The organism is Leptotrichia sp. SK-5 (assembly GCF_055387215.1).
On the sequence record NZ_AP028931.1, the window covers coordinates 559,654 to 575,495 of the forward strand.

The 15,842-nt window shown below is 31.4% G+C and carries 20 protein-coding genes; 14 read left to right on the plus strand and 6 right to left on the minus strand.

Annotated elements, in window-relative coordinates:
* Positions 1 to 12: 12 nt before the first annotated feature.
* The 9 genes from ACZ5B9_RS02945 (at position 13) to ACZ5B9_RS02985 (ending at position 4,587) form a co-directional block, all read left to right on the plus strand.
* Complete coding sequence (locus ACZ5B9_RS02945; RefSeq protein ID WP_464423299.1) at positions 13 to 231, plus strand: hypothetical protein; 219 nt, start codon at positions 13 to 15, stop codon at positions 229 to 231.
* 6 nt (positions 232 to 237) lie between these two features.
* Entirely contained in the window at positions 238 to 1,038 is an 801-nt protein-coding gene (locus ACZ5B9_RS02950) for a hypothetical protein (RefSeq protein WP_464423300.1), read from the plus strand.
* A 75-nt stretch (positions 1,039 to 1,113) separates the two neighbouring features.
* Positions 1,114 to 1,281, plus strand: a complete 168-nt coding sequence (locus ACZ5B9_RS02955; RefSeq protein ID WP_464423301.1) for a hypothetical protein — start codon at positions 1,114 to 1,116, stop codon at positions 1,279 to 1,281.
* Positions 1,247 to 1,453, plus strand: coding sequence for a hypothetical protein (locus ACZ5B9_RS02960; protein WP_464423302.1), 207 nt, complete (start codon positions 1,247 to 1,249; stop codon positions 1,451 to 1,453). The genes ACZ5B9_RS02955 and ACZ5B9_RS02960 overlap by 35 nt, the downstream gene beginning before the upstream one ends.
* Before the next feature lie 10 nt (positions 1,454 to 1,463).
* The gene (locus tag ACZ5B9_RS02965) at positions 1,464 to 1,754 is read left to right on the plus strand and encodes a hypothetical protein (protein WP_464423303.1); all 291 of its coding nucleotides are present in this window, start codon (positions 1,464 to 1,466) and stop codon (positions 1,752 to 1,754) included.
* Between the two features lie 17 nt (positions 1,755 to 1,771).
* Positions 1,772 to 1,924: a hypothetical protein gene (locus ACZ5B9_RS02970; RefSeq protein WP_021770117.1), complete on the plus strand. Its 153-nt coding sequence runs from the start codon at positions 1,772 to 1,774 to the stop codon at positions 1,922 to 1,924.
* 540 nt (positions 1,925 to 2,464) lie between these two features.
* On the plus strand, positions 2,465 to 3,217 hold the full coding sequence (locus ACZ5B9_RS02975; protein ID WP_464423304.1) for a protein rep: 753 nt from the start codon (positions 2,465 to 2,467) through the stop codon (positions 3,215 to 3,217).
* 18 nt (positions 3,218 to 3,235) lie between these two features.
* Entirely contained in the window at positions 3,236 to 3,475 is a 240-nt protein-coding gene (locus ACZ5B9_RS02980; RefSeq protein WP_464423305.1) for a helix-turn-helix domain-containing protein, read from the plus strand.
* 53 nt (positions 3,476 to 3,528) lie between these two features.
* Complete coding sequence (locus tag ACZ5B9_RS02985; protein ID WP_464423306.1) at positions 3,529 to 4,587, plus strand: tyrosine-type recombinase/integrase; 1,059 nt, start codon at positions 3,529 to 3,531, stop codon at positions 4,585 to 4,587.
* A gap of 354 nt (positions 4,588 to 4,941) precedes the next feature.
* Here the strand turns inward: ACZ5B9_RS02985 and ACZ5B9_RS02990 are convergent, their stop codons facing one another.
* The 3 genes from ACZ5B9_RS02990 to ACZ5B9_RS03000 all read right to left on the minus strand — a co-directional run bounded on the left by ACZ5B9_RS02990 (position 4,942) and on the right by ACZ5B9_RS03000 (position 7,642).
* Positions 4,942 to 5,115 (minus strand): FeoB-associated Cys-rich membrane protein, encoded by a 174-nt coding sequence (locus ACZ5B9_RS02990; protein WP_464423307.1) that lies wholly within the window; start codon positions 5,113 to 5,115, stop codon positions 4,942 to 4,944.
* 119 nt (positions 5,116 to 5,234) lie between these two features.
* Positions 5,235 to 7,427: a ferrous iron transport protein B gene (gene feoB, locus ACZ5B9_RS02995; protein ID WP_464423308.1), complete on the minus strand. Its 2,193-nt coding sequence runs from the start codon at positions 7,425 to 7,427 to the stop codon at positions 5,235 to 5,237.
* Positions 7,424 to 7,642 (minus strand): FeoA family protein, encoded by a 219-nt coding sequence (locus ACZ5B9_RS03000; RefSeq protein WP_006805216.1) that lies wholly within the window; start codon positions 7,640 to 7,642, stop codon positions 7,424 to 7,426. The genes feoB and ACZ5B9_RS03000 overlap by 4 nt, the downstream gene beginning before the upstream one ends.
* Positions 7,643 to 8,182: 540 nt before the next feature.
* Between ACZ5B9_RS03000 and ACZ5B9_RS03005 the strand changes: the two genes are divergently transcribed.
* The 5 genes from ACZ5B9_RS03005 to ACZ5B9_RS03025 all read left to right on the plus strand — a co-directional run bounded on the left by ACZ5B9_RS03005 (position 8,183) and on the right by ACZ5B9_RS03025 (position 12,670).
* Complete coding sequence (locus ACZ5B9_RS03005; protein ID WP_464422173.1) at positions 8,183 to 9,103, plus strand: DDE-type integrase/transposase/recombinase; 921 nt, start codon at positions 8,183 to 8,185, stop codon at positions 9,101 to 9,103.
* 249 nt (positions 9,104 to 9,352) lie between these two features.
* The gene (locus ACZ5B9_RS03010; RefSeq protein WP_464423309.1) at positions 9,353 to 10,342 is read left to right on the plus strand and encodes a PTS sugar transporter subunit IIB; all 990 of its coding nucleotides are present in this window, start codon (positions 9,353 to 9,355) and stop codon (positions 10,340 to 10,342) included.
* Between the two features lie 15 nt (positions 10,343 to 10,357).
* Positions 10,358 to 11,164 (plus strand): PTS mannose/fructose/sorbose transporter subunit IIC, encoded by an 807-nt coding sequence (locus ACZ5B9_RS03015; RefSeq protein ID WP_021770087.1) that lies wholly within the window; start codon positions 10,358 to 10,360, stop codon positions 11,162 to 11,164.
* 18 nt (positions 11,165 to 11,182) lie between these two features.
* Entirely contained in the window at positions 11,183 to 12,100 is a 918-nt protein-coding gene (locus tag ACZ5B9_RS03020; protein WP_464423310.1) for a PTS system mannose/fructose/sorbose family transporter subunit IID, read from the plus strand.
* Positions 12,101 to 12,295: 195 nt separating this feature from the next.
* Positions 12,296 to 12,670 (plus strand): DUF956 family protein, encoded by a 375-nt coding sequence (locus ACZ5B9_RS03025; RefSeq protein WP_315288685.1) that lies wholly within the window; start codon positions 12,296 to 12,298, stop codon positions 12,668 to 12,670.
* A 115-nt stretch (positions 12,671 to 12,785) separates the two neighbouring features.
* Here ACZ5B9_RS03025 and cobJ read toward each other — a convergent pair whose 3' ends face one another.
* From cobJ to cbiG, 3 genes are all read right to left on the minus strand, one after another.
* Positions 12,786 to 13,535 carry a precorrin-3B C(17)-methyltransferase gene (gene cobJ, locus ACZ5B9_RS03030; RefSeq protein WP_021770084.1) on the minus strand — a complete coding sequence of 250 codons (750 nt, stop codon included), beginning with the start codon at positions 13,533 to 13,535 and terminating at the stop codon, positions 12,786 to 12,788.
* Between the two features lie 166 nt (positions 13,536 to 13,701).
* Positions 13,702 to 14,769, minus strand: coding sequence for a hypothetical protein (locus ACZ5B9_RS03035; protein WP_464423311.1), 1,068 nt, complete (start codon positions 14,767 to 14,769; stop codon positions 13,702 to 13,704).
* 14 nt (positions 14,770 to 14,783) lie between these two features.
* Positions 14,784 to 15,803, minus strand: a complete 1,020-nt coding sequence (gene cbiG, locus ACZ5B9_RS03040) for a cobalt-precorrin 5A hydrolase (protein WP_464423312.1) — start codon at positions 15,801 to 15,803, stop codon at positions 14,784 to 14,786.
* Positions 15,804 to 15,842: the final 39 nt, after the last annotated feature.

A 15,842-nucleotide genomic window follows, 5' to 3' on the forward strand; every position in this document is an offset into this window, starting at 1 on the left:
AGCGTGGATTAAATGGAAGAAATGAAAGTAAGAAAAGAATCAATGGAAGAGGGAATAAAAGAGTGGGCTAATTATAAATTTGAGCTAGAAAATAAGGAAAAATGGGACATTGTTTTTAATGAATTGGAAAATAATAATACTGCTAGTGATACATTGGTAGGACTGATTAATGATTTAGAAGAAAAGTTTTTTAAATTAGGAAAGCAAGTGGCAATAATGGAAATGGAGTGATAGAAAATGGAATTGACAGGAAACAACGAAATGATAACAAGCAGGGAATTATTGGAAAAGATTAATGAATTTAGAGAAAAAGAGTACCAGGAGAAAGCAAAAGCAGGAACATTGACAAAAAAAGAAAATTTGAGTGGCAGATATTCAAAATTAAGGCATAATGACTTGTTAAAAATTATCAGAAAAGAATTTAAGAATAAAATAGCACAGGGAAATATTTCCCTTAGCAAATACTTAGATAAAAATAATCGTGAAAGAGAAATGTTTGTATTAACCTTATCACAGGCAAAGCAAGTATTATTGAGAGAAAGTGCCACAGTCCGTGAAAAGGTTATTGATTATATCGAACATTTGGAGAACGAACTCAAAAAGGCTTTAGAACGTGAAAGGCTACAAGTTAGAGTAATGGGTAAGGCATTAAGGAACTTGGAAACAAGCACAATACAGAGATTGCTGGAATATGGAAACGTGCCAAAGGAAAAATGGAAGCTATATTTTGCAAACTATACAATGATAGCATACAGGATAATGGGATATAAGGCAAAGCCTGAAAGGGATGAGATGAATGCACAGGAATTGAATTTATTACAGCAACTGGAAACGATTATAAACGTTACAATCATTGAAAACATATCTAAGAACGTACCACATTACTTGATATATCAAGATTGCAGGGACAAGGCAACGGAAGTATTTAGGAAAGTACGGAGCTTGTTTATAAGCGAAATAGACAAGGCGACACAAAAAGGATTTGAATTAATGGAGCAGGAACAGCTGGGCCTATCCGAAAATCAGAATCAATTATAATGAAAAAATAGCCTAATTTTTCAAGATAATTGTAATTTTAGGCTTTAAATTTTAAAAAATAGGAGAAAATTAAAAATGGAGAAAGCAAACAGTAGCGAAAGAGCAAAGACGATAATCAAAGCATTTGAACAATTAAGCGTGGAAGAAATGGAAAAAGTATTGATTGAGTTAAAAAATCTAACAGACAAAAGAATAGGGGGCAAGGATAATGGGAGCATACGAAAAGAAAATGCCGAGTGTTAAGAAAAACATAAAAAAAATAAAGGAACACAGGAATTATAACGAGGATATAGAAAGCGTATTAAAGAAATTGGATAAGGAAATAGACGATTATAAGCTATATGAGAGACATTTGACATCAATATACGAATTAATGGAACTTGGCATAAAAATAACGGCGTTAGCATATAATTAAGGGGGATAGAATGGATAAAATAGATATATTAAGAAAAGTCGTAACAACAGCAAATAAAGAACGAAAAAAGAAGTGGATTGAAACACAAAAAGAACGGAAAATACAGGCAGTGGCATTTGTTGAGTTTTTAGGCGAATTGCAAATACCTAGTGAACAAATAATTCAAATAGTAGATAAAGTAACCGATTTGTTAGAGGTGTCAATAGACAATGTTGTTTTTGAGGCACTTATTGACGAAAGCAAACAAATAATGAAAGTCTTTGATGAAATGGAAAAGGAAACAGAGAAACCATTATCATAACAGCGAAAGGAGAAAATATGAAATCAGTATATTGCAAGCATTGTGGAACGTTCTTATTTGGAATAGAAAACAGTTGTATTTATTATGCTGCCAAATGCAAGAAGTGTGGCAAACTGAATTATGGAAAATCACAGCAAGAATATGATCCAAAGAAAAAGAACAAGAAATAAAAAATGCCTGTTATTTCACAAAAAAGGGGGGAGTGTTATAACAAGCAATCATAATTATTTTGGTGTATTTATATATATCAATTATACCATATCACAGCAGTTAAAACAATCAAAATTTTAGGCCCCAATCTTTAAATGATAAGAGAATAAAAATGTAATATTAAATACCATAACAAATTATACATTTTTGAAGTAAAAAACAGCAAATAAAAATGTAAAGTTAGATACCATAACAGCCAAAAATGTAAGATTAATACAAGGTTAAAAAAAATACGTAATTTTGAATAAGCAAAAATTTTTCCCTTTACTTATATATAGTAATGTGGGTTATGAATTTTACATTTTTAATCATTTTTCATTCAAAGATATAACCTAGATAGCATAAATAAAGGCTTAGAATACAAAATAATCTATATAATTCAAAGAAAAGCAATGATAATTTATTGATTATATACAGACATACACAAAGAAAAATAATTATAGAGAAAAGAGAGGGATAATGCACGCTGAATTTAACATTTGGGTAAGGAAGTGAAATTAATGAGTGAAAGGGGAAATTATCCAAAAAAATATAGATACACGGAAGAAGAAACGGACAGGATAATAGAGATATTGGAAATCATAGAGGAATACAGGAAGACAAATGAAGTTGATGAAATAATAGACTGTATAAACAACGAACTTTTATACAGTGCTGGAGAAATAAACTTTGTAACAAGGTGTAAGCGTCAAACTTGCCCTTTATGCAGGGAAAACAAAAAATTCAAGTCCTATTTAAAGCTAAAGGAAAAAATAAACGAACAAAAGGGAATCCGATATATCCTAATGACATTTAACGGCAGGGAAATAAGCGACTTATCGAAATTAAGAGATGAAGTTACTGAAAATAACGACATAGTGGCAAAAATTGTAAGAAAAAGGAGCATACAGGCAATAATGCTGGGCTATATAAAAATAGTTGAAATTTCCTATAATAAGTATACAGGAAAGTTATTGCCGCATATTCATTTGTTATTAGGGGTTAGAGAAGACTTTAAAAAGCATTGGATTAGGAAAAAGGAAACAGGAAAATTGGAAAAGACTTGGAAAAAATGGAAAAAGGAGGAAATTAAGAATGCTGTTGATGTAAAGATAGTGAAAGATACAGATGAGGACATAGAAAAAATATTAAGATATGTAACAATTGTAGGAAAAAAACGGATAATGAAACTTGATGACATGGAAATTCGGGCCTTTTTTGAAATGATAAACGACAGGAAAAGGCTGTTTACTGCTTCAGGGATATTCAAATAACAAAATGGGGTGATTTAATTGAACTTGAAATCAAAAAGAATGGAATACATTGTATTAAAACACAAGATAAGGGAGAAAAGATTAAATTACCAGAAATTAGCTAAGGAATTAAGAATATCGGAAAGTGGACTTAATAAAAAAATAAACGGAAAAAATTATTTTACACAGTCGGAAATATACAGAATAAAAGAGTTATTAGAACTAACGGACAATGAACTGATTAAAATATTTTTTGACTATTGTAAAAAACGGTATTAAAATTATAGGGCAGAGTAGTGCCTATTAGCTAGATTTTTGGATTGGTGGAAGAAATGAAAAGAATAAAAAATGCAAATGGTACTGGAAGTATAACAAAAACCACGAAAAGAAAGCCGTACAGGGTAAGAGTTACGGACTGGAAAACAAAGAAAAGGGTATCGCTGGGCTATTATGAAACAAGAAAACAGGCAATGGAAGTGCTGAATGAATATTTATACAATCCTTATGATGTAGAAAACAGCACAATGACATTTAAGGGGCTGTATAGATTATTTATAGAGAATCAAAAAGGACTGGTTGCAGTTGGCACGATAAAGGGCTACGAGAACAGCTTTAAAAGATGTAAGCCGTTACATAGTCTGATATTTAGGGAAATAAAAAGCCCACAAATGCAAGACACTGTAAACAATCTTAATTGCAGTGTAGCAACAAAGAAGATCACAAAAAACTTTTTGACAGTGCTAGGCAACTATGCTATGGAACTTGAAATAATGACAGTGAACAGAGCGAAGTTTATAAGATTGCCAAAGGAAAGCAGTAAAAGGCAAAAGAATGTGTTTACAGGCTATGAAATTCAAAAGCTATGGAACAATATTGGTATACAGTGGGTAGACTATATTTTAATTATGATTTACACAGGTATGAGAATAGGCGAAATTACAGAACTGAAAAAAGAAAACGTTGACTTGCTGCGTAGAATTATAAACGGCGGAAACAAGACGGAAAAAGGGAGACATAGACAAATACCGATACACAAGGATATATTTCAGTTAGTGAAAGGACTATATGAGAGCAGTCCAACTGAATATTTGTTATATAATAAAAAATGGGTATTTGAGAAAAAGAAAAAAGAAAATAAGCCGATACGTACAAATTACTTTAGAGAAAAGTTTTATAAGACGCTGGAAGAGTTGGAAATGAATCATAAGCCACACGATTGCCGAAAGACATTGGCAACCTTTATGAACAATCAGAAAATAAATAGCGTTGTAATAACCGATATACTAGGACACGAGGACATAAGCACTACAAATGAATATTATATTCAATCAGACATCGAGGAATTGACTGTATCAATGGATAACATCAAATTTTTGAATGATGTAAATTAAAACCATTAATTGAATCAATAAAACTGATAATTTGTAGGCAATGAATTTGGGGACCAACGGGAGACCAACGGGCAAGGTAAATGAGTACCTTTTTTGGAAAAATCACAAATAAATAAAAAATATTAAAAAATGAAAAAGGTAACTGAATACCTTTTTGGTACTGTATTACCTTGCTTTGTAAAAAAATGGCAAAAAAAATATGCTACCCTTGTGATAGCATATTTAAAAAGGAGTTTTGAAGAAAAAAGTTTTCACTTTTTCTATTGGTCAGATATGATTATACAGGACAACTCTTATAATAAAGTTTTTAAAAACTTTGTTTTATCTTTGTGAGATGGTGATGCTTGAGTTGCATTATTCATTATAATCTTCTGTTTCTCTGTGTGAATTGCAGGTTGAAGTGCCTGAACAGCTACAACAATCTGTTCCACAAAAATTTTTATTTTTCTTATAATCTTTATATATTTTTCTAAAGACTGCAAGCACAATTATAGCTGTAATTACAGCAACAATGATTGTTTTTACCATGTTTTGACATCCTTTCAAGATTGCATGATTAATAATAAATTTTATTTATAAATATCATTTTAAAATTATATTTTAATCTAAAAATATATTTGAATTATAATAATTCAATGATTCTGAAATTATACAAATAATCGTGCGACATTAAAAAACAGTACTGATACAGCATAAGGTAAAATTAATAGCATTGATACCTGAAATGCTAATAATTTCCAGCCAAATTCCTGTTTTAATGCTCCCATTGCTACAGCACACGGCACTACAAGAAGAACATACAGCATAAATGAATAAGCTCTTATTGGACCATATTTATCATTCCATAGATTTCTAATTGCTGGAACGATATTTCCTCCAGCATCTTCATCAAGATCTTCCTGACTTTTCATTTTCAATGTTGAAATTTTGAAAGTCGCAATGTGTCCCAAAGATTTTATAGAATCAAGCACAGCATTTCCTAGACCAATTCCTTGCTTTTTTAAATCATTTGCAAAATTATACTCCTGTTGCTCGTCTTCTTCCTCCGACAACAAAATTTGCCCTAAAAATCCCACAACAGTTTCCTTTGCTATAATACTTGGTACAATGGAAGCTACAGGTTCCCATCTGTCACCAAAGCCAGTTGGCTTGAAAACAGGCTGCACAACTTTTGCCGCTTGTCCTAAATAAGAATTTTCGGCATCTCCTTTATTTGGAAAATATTGGAAAAACCAGATAACCAGTAGAATTCCTAAAATTACTGTAGTTGCTTTTTTTACATAGGCAAAAGTTTTTGATTTCATATTGTTCCATACAACTTTTGCGCTTGGTAATCTATATGGAGGCAGTTCTATTAGGAGTTCCGTATTATTTCCCTTGAAGTAATTGAACCTTTTTAATATAAATGCCACAAAAAGAGCCATAAATACTCCGAAAAGATAAATTGAAACTACAACTAAGGCCGCCTGTTTACTGAAAAATGCTGCTGCAAGCAGTGAATAAACAGGAAGTCTTGCTCCACAAGACATAAAAGTGGCAATAACTCCTGTCAGCCTTCTTGTTTTCTCATCTTCTAATGTTCTTGTTGAATAAATTGCAGGAACTGTACATCCGAATCCAATTAGCATTGGGATAAATGCTTTTCCAGAAAGCCCAACTTTTGTCATCATTTTATTCAGAATAAACGCTACACGTGCCATATAACCACTTTCTTCAAGAATTGCCATGAAAAAGTATATAAAGAACATAAGTGGAACAAATGTCAAGACTGAACCTACTCCAGCAAGAATTCCTTCCAGCACAAAGCTGCTTAGCCAGTCAGGTACTCCTTCAATAGCATGTCCTACATATTTTATTACAAAATCACTAAAAAACCCGTCAATCCAGTCAATAAATGGTGAACTTCCATCAAATACAATAACAAACACTGCATAAATTATAGCAAGAAATGCAATTCCACCAAAAAATTTATTTAAAAGTATCTTGTCAATTTTATCCGTCAATGCAAATTTATTTCCAGTACCTCTTGTTAAGTTTGCCGAAATAATTCCACGCACAATTCCGTATCTTACCCTTGCCAATACATCTTCAGGCTCAATTCCGTAATGTTCCTCAAGATTTTTCTTTTCAAGACTTCCGACATCTAACAAGTTGATTCCAAATTCATTTTTTATTCTTGCTATTACATTTGTATCGTTTTCTAAAATTTTGATAACAAGCCAGTCAAGAGGGTATCTTTTCAGCATTTTTTCATAGGATTTCTCATTTTTTAGTTTATTTTTCAAAGTTTCAATATTACTTTCAATTTCTTTCTCAAACAAAAGTCTGTGCTGTTTATGTTCTGATGAAGTTTGTTTTGAAATTTCAACTACTTTTTCCATAAGCTTATCTACGCCATTTCCAGATTTTCCACTTGTAAAGACTACTGGGATACCAAGCTGCTTTTGAAATCTGTCCATATCCAGCTTATAGCCAATCCTTTTAAATTCATCCTCAAAGTTAAGCGCTATAACAATTGGAATGCCAAGTTCCTTTAATAGAGCTGTTAAATAAATATTTTTCTCAAGCGATGTCGAATCCATAACATTGATTATTACATCAACTTTTTCATTTAGTAAAAAATCTCTTGAAACACGCTCTTCAGGAGTATTTATTGATAAATTGTAAATTCCCGGCAAATCGATAAGTTTTATATCCTCATTGCCTATCTTAAAAAAAACTTCCTTTTTTTCTATTGTTACCCCTGGCCAGTTTCCTATTTTTAAACTTGCATGTGAGATTTGATTAATTAAAGCGGTTTTTCCTACGTTAGGATTTCCGACAAATGCTACATTTATCATTTTACCACCTCAATTTGAATATGATTTGCTAAATTTGTACTGATTACGATTTTTGTTTCCACTGTCTTTATTAAAATATTTCCATTTGCAATATTTTCTATTGTACATGCGTCGCCTCTGCAAACTCCCAGACTTAATAACCGTGTATCCAATGTCCTCTCATCAATATCTTTTAGCAAAAATTTCTCTCCAATCTTTCCTTCCACTAGAGTCATTTTAGTCCATCTCCTCTCATTGTTATTTTTTGATTTCTGAAGTTTTTTTATTTAAAATAATTTTAAAATAAGTTTTTTGATAAACTTTTAAGGATTCACTTTAAAATTATTTCAAAAGTGTAACGAATACTGTGATAATCGAATATTTTTGTTATCAAATCATTTTATAATTTTTTAAAAAATAATGCAAGTATTTTTCTAATAAAAAAATAAATTATAATAAATAAAAAAAAGGTATGGAAGTTTTACTATATTTATATAGCTAAGTTATATTTAATTGAATAATTCATAAGGAGAATAAATAGGTAAGTTTTTTAAATTGTTATTTTTTATAGTAAAAATGTTTTTGACATTAAGTTATATTGATTTCAATATTATAAATTATAAAAAAAACTACTAAAAATCAATATCCATTAATTTTATTATATAAATTTCTTATATGTTGTGAGATAATACATATGTGACAAGAATATACAAAAAAAGAAAGGTTTCTGATATAATGTAAGCCAACCAAAACCACATTAAGGAGAAACCTTTCATATGAGTAGTATATCAGAAATATACCGTGTTCGTCAACGGGCAATTGAGTATGCAATAAAACATAATAATAATTCAAAGGCAGCAGTGAAATATAAAACATCACGTCAGCAGATAAAACGTTGGAGAGACAGATACGACGGCACAGTCCAGTCTCTTCTGCCAAAAAGCAGAAGACCTGAAAGCCACCCAAACCAGCACACGCAGGAAGAAATAGAACTGGTTATGAAAAAATACAGGAAATTTGGCTATGAAGGGCTGGCAGAAGTTTATGTCAAAGCGAGAAAGGAAGGCTACAGCCGTACATACGATTCAATGTGCAGGATAATAAGGAAAATGAAGGGCAATGCCAAAGAAAACATTAAAAAGCCGCATAAAAGAAAAAAGAAGGCTGAACAGGCGAAGTACCCTGGGGAAAGAGTACAGATAGACATAAAATATGTTCCGGAAGAATGCATACAGTTTGGCACACGTGACCAGAAGTATTATCAAATAACGGCATTAGATGAATATACAAGAAAAAGAGTGTTAAGGATAGCAGATGAAAAAAGCACCTATCAGACCGCAAAGTTTCTAGAGAACTTGGAAAGGGAGCTGGGATTTGACATAAAGAAAGTTCAGACAGACAATGGGAAAGAGTTCACAAATTCTGAAAGTGATAAGAAAACGCTGTTTGAGGTGAAACTGGAGGAGAAGGGGATAGAGTACGTGACAACCCGTCCATATTCGCCATGGGAGAATGGAAAAGTGGAAAGAAGCCACAGGCTTGACAGCAAGTACTATGGGGACAAGAAATTTAAAAGCAAGGAAGAACTGTTAAGGGCAATAAGGAAATACAATACAAGATACAACAACATATCAAGAAAAGTACTGGGCTTTAAGAGTCCAAATGAAGTATTAAAAGAGTACAAGGAAAATCAGTAGGTTAAAGATACATTAGGAAAGAAATATTTTTTTTAATATATTTTTGTAACAAATGTTTGACATCTATACAAATTTTATTATATAAATTTCTTATAAAATGCTTGCAAATCTAAAAAAATGTGGTACACTCATATTATGAGGTTATTCACTTTTAATTTTAGTAAAACAATTACTAGAAATAATTAGGAACATTAAAATTTCATAAAGTGAAAACATAAAAAATATATTTTATCTAAAAGGAGGTTCAAAATGGTAGGAATTATCGTTGCAAGTCATGGTGAATTTGCGGCTGGTATAAAGCAGTCGGCTTCAATGATTCTAGGTGAGGCGGAATTGCTAGAATCAGTTGTATTTATGCCAAGTGAAGGACCAGATGACTTATATAAAAAAATTCAAGATGCCATTGCCAAACTAGGAACTGAAGAAGTTCTGTTTTTAGTTGACTTATGGGGAGGAAGCCCTTTCAACCAATCAAATCGTTTCTTTGAAGAAGCACCTGAAAAAAGAGCAATTGTAGCAGGACTTAACTTGCCAATGCTATTAGCAGCTTTATCAGAAAGAGAAGATTTAGATACAGCTCACGAAGTAGCAAAAGCTATTGTTCCGGAAGGAAGAGATCAAGTCAAGGTTCGTCCTGAAGAATTACAGCCTAAAGAAACAGCAGCAAAAGCAGCGGCTCAAGATGACACGCCAAAAGGAGCAATTCCAGAAGGAACAGTTATCGGAGATGGAAAAATAAAATTTGTTCTAGCCCGTATTGACACACGTCTGTTACACGGACAAGTTGCAACAAGCTGGACAAAAGCGACAAATCCAAATAGAATAATTGTAGTTTCAGATACAGTTTCAAAAGATGAACTACGTAAAAAATTAATCGAACAGGCGGCACCTCCAGGTGTACGTGCACACGTTATTCCACTTGATAAATTAGTAGCTATTTCAAAAGATCCAAGATTTGGAAATACAAAAGCATTATTGCTATTTGAAAATCCTCAGGATGCACTGTATGTAATCGAAAAAGGTGTAGATATTAAAGAGTTAAATGTAGGATCAATGGCACATAGTGTTGGAAAAGTTATGGTAAACAATGTGCTTTCAATGGATCAAAAAGATGTTGACACCTACAAAAAATTAAGAGATTTAGGTGTGCAGTTTGATGTAAGAAAAGTTGCTGCCGACAAGAAGGCAGATTTATTTAAATTAATTTCAGAAAAACAAAATGAAGGATTAAAACTTTAATTTTAGGAGGTTATTATGGATTTTAATATTTTATCAATTATTTTAATATTAATCGTCGCATTTCTAGCAGGAATGGAAGGTATCCTTGACCAGTTCCAATTCCATCAGCCAATTATTGCATGTTCGTTAATTGGAGTTGCGACAGGACACATAAAAGAATGTGTTATGCTAGGTGGAGTTTTACAATTAATGGCTTTAGGTTGGGCAAATGTAGGAGCAGCTGTTGCACCTGATGCAGCTCTTGCTTCTGTAGCTTCAGCTATAATTTTTGCAAAAAATAATTTTAAAGATCAAGGTACCGTAATTGGAACAGCTGTCGCTCTTGCAACTGCGGGACTAGTTTTAACTATGGTTGTTCGTACTTTATCAGTAGTTATTGTTCACCAGGCTGATAGAGAAGCAGAAAAAGGTAACTTCAAAGGTGTCGAATTATGGCATATGATAGCACTTGCGTGTCAAGGTTTACGTATTGCTATTCCTGCTTTGTTACTATTATTTGTTCCTTCAGATGTTATTCAAGGAGCATTGAGTTCATTGCCGCAATGGTTTACTGAAGGAATGGCTATTGGTGGTGGATTTGTTGTAGCGGTAGGGTACGCAATGGTTATTAACTTAATGGCAAATAAAGAAGTATGGCCATTCTTCTTCCTAGGTTTTGCATTAGCGCCAGTAAAAGAGCTTACATTAATTGCTACAGGAATTATCGGTGTTGCTGCGGCTATTATCTACTTAAATGTTACAAACAACAAAGGTAACGGTGGAGGAGACGGAGGAGCATCTTCTTCTGGAGATCCGTTAGGTGACATTTTAAATGACTATTAATTAAAGGAGGAATACGAAATGGCAGAAAATAAGAAAGTAAAATTAGAAAAATCAGATCGTTTTAATATAATGTTACGTTCACAATTTCTTCAAGGTTCTTGGAACTATGAACGTATGCAAAATGGAGGATGGGCTTATGCTATAATTCCTGCATTAAAAAAACTATATCCAAATAAAGATGATGCTTCGGCAGCACTAAAAAGACATTTGGAATTCTTTAATACTCACCCATACATTGCTGCACCTATTTTAGGAGTAACTTTAGCTCTGGAAGAAGAGAGGGCCAATGGAGCTCCAGTTGATGATGCAGCTATCCAAGGGGTAAAAGTTGGAATGATGGGACCACTTGCAGGAATTGGAGATCCTGTATTCTGGTTTACAGTACGTCCTATTTTAGGAGAAATTGCTGCTTCATTGGCGGCAGGTGGATCACTTATAGCTCCTTTATTTTTCTTCATTGTATGGAATGTAATTCGTGTGGCTTTCTTATGGTATACTCAAGAATTTGGTTACCAAAAAGGTGCTGAAATTACAAAAGACTTGTCAGGTGGTTTATTACAGACAATTACTAAAGGAGCATCTATTTTAGGAATGTTCGTTATGGGAATACTAGTTCAACGTTGGACAACAATTAATTTCCCAATGGTTGTATCAAAAGTTCCTTTAGCAAAAGGAGCTTACATAGAATTTCCAAAAGGCTCTGTAGATGGTACTCAGTTACAAAAAATTCTTGGAGATATAGCAGGCGGATTATCTCTTTCTCCTGAAAAAGTAACAACTTTACAAGACAACTTAAATCAGTTAGTACCAGGATTAGCAGCTTTATTACTGACTTTCTTATGTATGTGGCTGCTTAAGAGAAAAGTAAGTCCAATTGTAATTATCTTTGGATTATTTGCAGTGGGAATTTTAGGACACTTAGTTGGAATATTCTAAAAATAAGGAATGACTACTAAAAATTCAATTTTAAATAAATAGAAAATCTATTTAGAGGAAATAAGTTGGAACTAAAAAGCCAACTTTTTTCTAATTTTACACTTGAAATTTTTTAAAAACAGATTGTTTATTTATAGTTATTGTTTGACTGTAGAAGTTTTAATAATAAATAAGTTATAGAAATGAGGAATAAAAGTGGCTATTTCAATGAATACAAAAGTCTTATTCACAACAAAGGCAAATTCTTTATCAGGAATGATCGGAAATAAAAATGGAAACATACTCGTAGGCGATAAAGCTTTTGAATTTTATAATAACCGTAATCCTGAAGACTATATTCAGATTCCTTGGGAAGAAATTATAAGAGTAAGAGCACAGATTTTTTTTAAAGATAAGTATATTCGTGGTTTTTTTATAGATACTAAAAGTGCTGGCTCATATAATTTCGTTGTAAAAAATGCTGGAAAAACATTAAAGACAATGCGTGATTTTTTAGGAAATGAAAAAATTGTAAGAAATAAACCTGTCTTATCACTAAAAAGGGTATTTGAATGGTTAAAAAAAAAATAAAGGAAAATAGAATAGAAGATAAAATAAAAATGGACTAACTTAATATTTTTTCGATAGTCCAATTTTTTTATTTTATAAATATTGTCAAATTTTGTTACTAGTTTTTTAAAAAGTATTAATATTCATATTTTTTCTCATACCCTCTAGGTGTAATCATTTTCCCTTTTTTCACAAAGGTATTTGAATTTCCAATTAGTACAATTGTAAGCATATTTATTTCAGAATCAAGCATTTTCTCAAGCGTTGTAATTTCATACTCTTCAGTTTCACGTCCAGCATTTCTTACAATTGCAACAGGAGTATCTTTTGATTTGTGTTTTAGCATAATTTCTTGTGCTTCAACAATTTGTGTTGTTCTTCCTTTACTTTTTGGATTGTATAAGCTTATAATAAAATCACCCTGTGCTGCCAGTTCCAGACGTTTTTTTATTAATTCCCAGTCTGTTAAAAGATTACTTAAGCTAATTGTTACATAATCGTGCATAATTGGTGCTCCAACGATTGCGGCTGCAGCGTTTGTTGCTGTAACTCCTGAGATTACTTCAATTTCCACATCATCCTTTTCATCAATAACTTCATACATTATTCCAGCCATACCGTATACTCCAGCATCTCCACTGCTAATCAAAGCAACATTTTTACCAGATTTTGCAAGTTCCAAAACTTCAATACATCTGTCAACTTCCTTCATCATACTTGAACTTTTTATTTCCGTATTTGGAAAATATTCCTTAATCAAGTCAGTATAAGTTTTATACCCAACGATTATATCGCTTTTCTCCATTGCTTCATAAGCCTTAAAAGTCATATCTGCCTTTTTTCCTGGCCCAATTCCTACTACATAAATTTTTCCTTTTTTGTTCATTTTTTCTCTCCTCCTAAATTTTATTATCTAATTAATTAAAAAATTAATTTACAATCTTATTATATATGTCTAATGCTTCAAGATTTCTTATTTTTTCCTAAAAAAATAAGTTTACAATTTAATCCACTACATCCAAATGTCCAATCAAAAATCTTTTTCTCCTTGTCTATTCTTGTTTCGATATAGTCAAATTTTTTTGAGCAACAATTCGTTTTATTTGCTCATCATCTGAAAATGTTTCAAATTTTTTTCTTTTATCTTCTAAATGAATATCGCTTTCAATAGTTTCCTCTTTTTCAGAATTTTCCATAATTCTTTTAAACATTTCAGTATCTTGAAGTTTTTTTGTCAATTTTTCAAGTTTTGTAATTTCTTTTTCTGACATTTCTCCAAAAAATCCTTTCAAAGCCATTGTCATCTGAATTGTCATAACAGTCATCATTTCTTTATTTTTATTATATTCTGCCACTTCTTTAGAAATCTTTTTATTTGCAATTTTATTTATAAAATCATTGACCATTCCTTCAGTATCACCTGCTACTGCTTTTAGAATACCTCCAGCCATAAAAAAAATTAGTTGATCAGAATACGCCTCTTCATCAGAAATTCTGTATTTTTCCCTCAAATCTTTATTATTAAGTATTTTATCAATTTCCTCCATTTTTTGCATTATTTCATCTATTTTTGGCTTAACTGTTTTTAAATTATTATCTTGATTTATATTTTTTGATTCCTTTGATAAATACTCAAAAAAATCTATTACTTTCAAATAATACTGATTATTACTAATACTTTTAACTTTTTCAAAATATTTATTTTTCTCAGTTTTTTCTTTTGAGCTGATCCAAAAATTCTTTCCCAAAAAGAAATTTTTTCTATCTTCAGAAATATTTGTTTTCAAATATTCTGAAATATACTTCTCTTTTTTAGGATCATTCTCTGTTCTAGTCAAAAAATAGAATTCTATTAATCTTTCCAAAGCAACGTAATTTCTTTTATCCTTTAAATAAATTTTTTCCCATTTATCTCTATCTTCTGTTGATACTTCCCCATCTTCGTTTTTCGTTGTAAATCCCTCTCCAGTTTCTTTATCCAATTTCACAGTTTCATCAATAATTTCCTGTTTCACCCCAACTTTTGATAAATCCTGCTGAATTTTCTCTTTCATTGTTAAAGCATTTAAATTTAGGGTTAATATGCAAAATAATGTTAATAATAAAAGTATTTTTTTCATGGTTATTTCCTTTCTTAATTTTCAATTTCCTCTTCAAAAATCGACAATGTCATACCATTCAGCTTTATTTTTTTTGCTAAAAATGTTCCTTTCCCGCTGGAAGCAAGAAATGCACAAGGCTCAGAAACTCCATAAACTCCAATAGTTTTTTTTACGTATTCTGATTTTTCTTCAATCAAATTTTCCAGTTTCAAAATTTCTTCCTTTTCAAAAAATTTTATTGGGATATCAAGCTCCTTCATCGCTTCAATAAGCCCAATTTCATCAGATTTTACCCAGGCAGATGCTGCCATTTTTATAGATGAAAGCTCTAAATTCTGTTTATCCATTGCATATTTCAGTTTTTCGATAATGTGTTCCTTGCTAACTCCTCTTTTACATCCAATACCAATAAAAATATTCTGCGGAATAATTTTTGAGATTTCAATATTTTTTCTATTTGACACAATTATTGCTCCAGCACTGTTTTCATAATGATTTACAATGTTTTTTGGTAAATGAAGGCTTACATTTTCTCCATTTACAATTAACGAAGTTACTCTCTTTGCTCCATCTAAATCATTTAATTTGGCTTTGATTTTTTGTGATAATGTATCGACTGCTATTTTTCCACCAACATCAGATGCTGTTGTAATTACTGGAATTGCTCCTATTCCACTAGCAATCTTTTTACATTCTTCATTTGCCCCTCCAAGATGTCCCGAAAGCAATGAAATCACAAAATTAGCGTGATCATCAATCGTTATAACTGCAGGATCAGTATCTTTGCTTTTAAATTTTCCTTCAATAATTCTCACAACTGCCCCAGTCGCTGCAACAAATATATGTAAATCATATTTATTAAATGTCTTTTCCAGTAAAATTGGCACTCTTTCATTTATTATAATTAAATCTTCATTATTTTCATTTTCAAGATTTAGCAAGTTAGCTACTCTTCCTGATACGTAAATATGTAAATTATTGTATACATTTTCTTTTACTTTTAAACAAGTTTTATAACCAGTTTTACTTACACAGTAAATCGCTGTTCTCATTTTTTCTCCTTTTCATATTTGATTTTTAAGCAATTTTTT

What these genes read in the sequence shown, in the direction of transcription:
- ACZ5B9_RS02975 (WP_464423304.1), top strand. Translation starts at nt 2,465, where the DNA reads ATGAGTGAAAGGGGAAATTATCCAAAAAAATATAGATACACGGAAGAA.
- ACZ5B9_RS03020 (WP_464423310.1), top strand. Translation starts at nt 11,183, where the DNA reads ATGGCAGAAAATAAGAAAGTAAAATTAGAAAAATCAGATCGTTTTAAT.
- ACZ5B9_RS02950 (WP_464423300.1), top strand. Translation starts at nt 238, where the DNA reads ATGGAATTGACAGGAAACAACGAAATGATAACAAGCAGGGAATTATTG.
- ACZ5B9_RS03035 (WP_464423311.1), bottom strand. Translation starts at nt 14,769, where the DNA reads ATGAAAAAAATACTTTTATTATTAACATTATTTTGCATATTAACCCTA.
- ACZ5B9_RS03000 (WP_006805216.1), bottom strand. Translation starts at nt 7,642, where the DNA reads ATGACTCTAGTGGAAGGAAAGATTGGAGAGAAATTTTTGCTAAAAGAT.
- ACZ5B9_RS03005 (WP_464422173.1), top strand. Translation starts at nt 8,183, where the DNA reads ATGAGTAGTATATCAGAAATATACCGTGTTCGTCAACGGGCAATTGAG.
- ACZ5B9_RS02955 (WP_464423301.1), top strand. Translation starts at nt 1,114, where the DNA reads ATGGAGAAAGCAAACAGTAGCGAAAGAGCAAAGACGATAATCAAAGCA.
- ACZ5B9_RS02960 (WP_464423302.1), top strand. Translation starts at nt 1,247, where the DNA reads ATGGGAGCATACGAAAAGAAAATGCCGAGTGTTAAGAAAAACATAAAA.
- ACZ5B9_RS03010 (WP_464423309.1), top strand. Translation starts at nt 9,353, where the DNA reads ATGGTAGGAATTATCGTTGCAAGTCATGGTGAATTTGCGGCTGGTATA.
- ACZ5B9_RS02985 (WP_464423306.1), top strand. Translation starts at nt 3,529, where the DNA reads ATGAAAAGAATAAAAAATGCAAATGGTACTGGAAGTATAACAAAAACC.
- cobJ (WP_021770084.1), bottom strand. Translation starts at nt 13,535, where the DNA reads ATGAACAAAAAAGGAAAAATTTATGTAGTAGGAATTGGGCCAGGAAAA.
- ACZ5B9_RS02965 (WP_464423303.1), top strand. Translation starts at nt 1,464, where the DNA reads ATGGATAAAATAGATATATTAAGAAAAGTCGTAACAACAGCAAATAAA.
- cbiG (WP_464423312.1), bottom strand. Translation starts at nt 15,803, where the DNA reads ATGAGAACAGCGATTTACTGTGTAAGTAAAACTGGTTATAAAACTTGT.
- ACZ5B9_RS03015 (WP_021770087.1), top strand. Translation starts at nt 10,358, where the DNA reads ATGGATTTTAATATTTTATCAATTATTTTAATATTAATCGTCGCATTT.
- ACZ5B9_RS02990 (WP_464423307.1), bottom strand. Translation starts at nt 5,115, where the DNA reads ATGGTAAAAACAATCATTGTTGCTGTAATTACAGCTATAATTGTGCTT.
- ACZ5B9_RS02945 (WP_464423299.1), top strand. Translation starts at nt 13, where the DNA reads ATGGAAGAAATGAAAGTAAGAAAAGAATCAATGGAAGAGGGAATAAAA.
- ACZ5B9_RS02970 (WP_021770117.1), top strand. Translation starts at nt 1,772, where the DNA reads ATGAAATCAGTATATTGCAAGCATTGTGGAACGTTCTTATTTGGAATA.
- feoB (WP_464423308.1), bottom strand. Translation starts at nt 7,427, where the DNA reads ATGATAAATGTAGCATTTGTCGGAAATCCTAACGTAGGAAAAACCGCT.